We start from the raw sequence: 2,793 nt of genomic DNA, 5'->3' as shown, positions 1-2,793 counted from the left end.
CTCCTCCAGGCCGAGGGCCCCGACGTCGTCCGGGCCCTCGGCCTGGAGGAGCTGCGGCCCCGCGAGGCCGCCCGGCTCGCCGAACACCTCGCCCGGCACTGGCGCGGCGAGATGACCGACGAGCAACTCGTCGCCGAATGCGCGAGCTTCGTCCGCTCCCAGGCCCGCGAGTGGTTCGCCGGCGCCGACCGCCCCGGCGTGCTCCCGGAGGCGCTGCCCGCCCTGAACGCCGGCGCGTTCCGCGTCGCCGTCGCCGTCTTCGACGGCTCCGCCTACAGCCTCGCCGCCGAGGCCGCCGAGCTCCTCGCCTGGGAGCTCGCCGTCACGCTCGACCCCGACCACGCCCCCGGGCGGCGCCTGTTCGGCACCCACGCCGAGCACCGGCCCGTGCAGGCCCGGGCCGTCCTGGAGGACGGCGAGCTCGACCTCGGCCCCGCCAAGGTGCCGGTGCGGGCCGTCCGCTTCCAGGGCGAGGCGCTCGCCGGCGCCGTCCTCGGCGAGATCTGGCACGGCTACCACAACGTCCGCGGCCCGGTGGCCCGGTGGCTGCGCGCCCTGTGCGACGACGCGCGCCCCGAGGTGTGGGTGCGGGCCTCCGTCGCCGCCGGCGTGCTCTGCTCCTGGGACTGGATCCACGGCTTCCGGGAGCTGGTGGTGCCGCTGGCGGTGACGGACGAGCCGAGGGCCCGGATGGCCGCCGCCACCGCGCTCGCCGAGGCCGCCCGCGACCCGCGCGTCCGCCCGGCGGTCGCCGCCGTGCTCAAGGACTGGGCCGGTTCGGGCGAGGACACCCTCGTCCGGACGGCGCTGCTCGCCCACGGCTACGTCCTGGCCGCCGGGAGCGTCCCCGGCTCGCTCGACGCCCTGGCCCGGGTCGTCAGGACCCGCGAGGCGACCGACGTCGACGTCCTCGTGCCCGCCTCCTTCAGCGTGGCCCGGCTGCTCGCCTCCGGAGAGCCCGAGCCCGTCCTGCGGCGGCTCCGGCAGTGGCTCGACGACGGCCGGCTCAACCTCGCCAACCTGGTCCACCTCGCCGTCATCCGCGCGCTGGCCACCCGCACCACCCACCTGTGGGGACTGCGCGAGGTGCCCGAACTCGACGAGCACGCGGCCCGACCCCTGCTCGTCGCGCTGCTCGCGACCCGGCCCGCCCTCGCGCCCGAACTCGCCCGGCTGCTGCGGCACACGCTCGCCACGGCCCGCTCCGGAGAGGCGGCCCTCGAAGCCCTCGGCGGCCTGCTCCGGCGGGCCGCGAAGGACCCCGAGGCGCTCGGGCACGTCCGCGCCTTCCTGCCGCGCCTCGCGGTGGACCGCCGCGACCGGGACCGGCTCAGGGGACTGCTGAACGAACTGGTCCGGGACCGTGACCGGCCCCTGGACAGGAGCGCGGCGCGCCGGATGTGGGACGCCGTGACGGAAGGAGCGAACCGATGACCGGGCCCGAGCAGAACAGGAACGCGCGGCCGGACGAGCGGGCGCACCGGTACGAGCGGGACCGCGACGAGCGCGAGCGGTACGACGAAAGGGACGGCCGGGAACGGCAGCGGTACCAGGGACGCGACGGACGCGAGCGGTACGAGGAACGGGACCGGCGGGAGCGGGAGCGGGAGCGGTACGAGCGGCCGCGGTACGAGGACCAGAACGGCGGCCAGCACTCCGGTGGCCGTGACGGGGACGAGGACCCGGACCTCGACCCGGACCGCGCGGACGACGAGCCGGAGCAGGTGCGCGGCCAGGGGAGGCGGCACGCGGCGGCCACCGGCGGACCCGCGGCCCCCGGACGGCCGCGCGGCCCCCTCATCGGCGAGTACGCGCCCCCGTACCGCCGCCGCAGCGGCCGGGTCGCCGCCGTGCTCCTCTACCGCAACGGCGGTCACCGGGTGGTCTGGCCGGACCGCACCGAGGACGTCAACAAGCCCATGTTCGGCTCCCCGTACACCGTCTTCGAGGTGCGGCTCGGCCGCAACGTCACCGAGTTCCGGCTCCAGCTGCCGGCCGCCGGCGACGGTGTCTTCTTCGACGCCGTCGCCAAGGTCCAGTGGGTGGTGACCGACCCGCACCTCGTCGTCCAGGAGCAGGTCGAGGACGTCGCCGAGCTGCTCCACGACGAACTGCTCGACGGCCTGCGCCGGCTGTCCCGGCGGTTCCGGATCACCGAGGCGCAGCGCGCCGACGAGGCCGTGCGCGAGGAACTCGCCACCGGGCGCCTCAGCTTCGGCCGGGACATCGGCCTTCGCACCCGGGTCCTCGTCTTCATCGACCTCGACGACTCCGTCAAGGCCGAGGTCTCCCGGCGCGACCGGGTCGGCGTCACCATGGAGGCCGACGAGCGCGTCGCCGAGGCGGAGCGGCGCAGGGAGGCGGCGGACCGCGCCCTCGTCGCCGAGCGCGCCCGCGAGATGGAGGCTCTCTTCCGGCGCGGCGACCTCGCCCAGATCGCCCACCACATGGCGATGCACCCCGACAAGCAGTGGGAGATCCGCACCCAGCTCCAGCGGGAGCGGCGCGAGGGCCAGGACGACTACCTGAGGGTCTTCAGTCGGCTCCTGGACACCGGCGTCCTCGAACGGCACGACATCGGCGAGCAGATGTACCAGGTGCTCATGTACCTGCGGTCCCAGACCGGCACCGTCCTCGGCGGCATCACCGACCGGGTCCTCAACCCCTCGGGCGACTCCCCGCGGCGGCCGCGCGCCCTGGAGGAGGCCGCCCCGGAGCCGAGCGACCCGGACTGGGACGAGGACCGCGGGGACGCCCGGCGCGGCCCCTGGGACGAGGAGCACGGCGAGGCCC

Annotated in this window: 1 protein-coding gene and 1 pseudogene; both read left to right on the top strand. The window is 76.2% G+C overall.

Annotated elements, in window-relative coordinates; genetic code table 11:
* A pseudogene (locus CCN56_RS21955) lies at window positions 1–1,434 on the top strand (hypothetical protein); the annotation flags it as partial.
* On the top strand, window positions 1,431–2,793 hold a 1,363-nt coding region (locus CCN56_RS21950), incomplete at its 3' end, for a hypothetical protein (RefSeq protein WP_107484203.1). The pseudogene CCN56_RS21955 and the gene CCN56_RS21950, both read left to right, overlap by 4 nt.

Origin of the sequence: Streptomyces sp. NRRL B-24572 (assembly GCF_002156145.1) — a bacterium.
In the GTDB taxonomy this organism is placed as follows: domain Bacteria; phylum Actinomycetota; class Actinomycetes; order Streptomycetales; family Streptomycetaceae; genus Streptomyces; species Streptomyces vietnamensis.
Note: the sequence above shows the minus strand (reverse complement) of the source record. Positions and strands in the feature narration are given on the sequence as shown.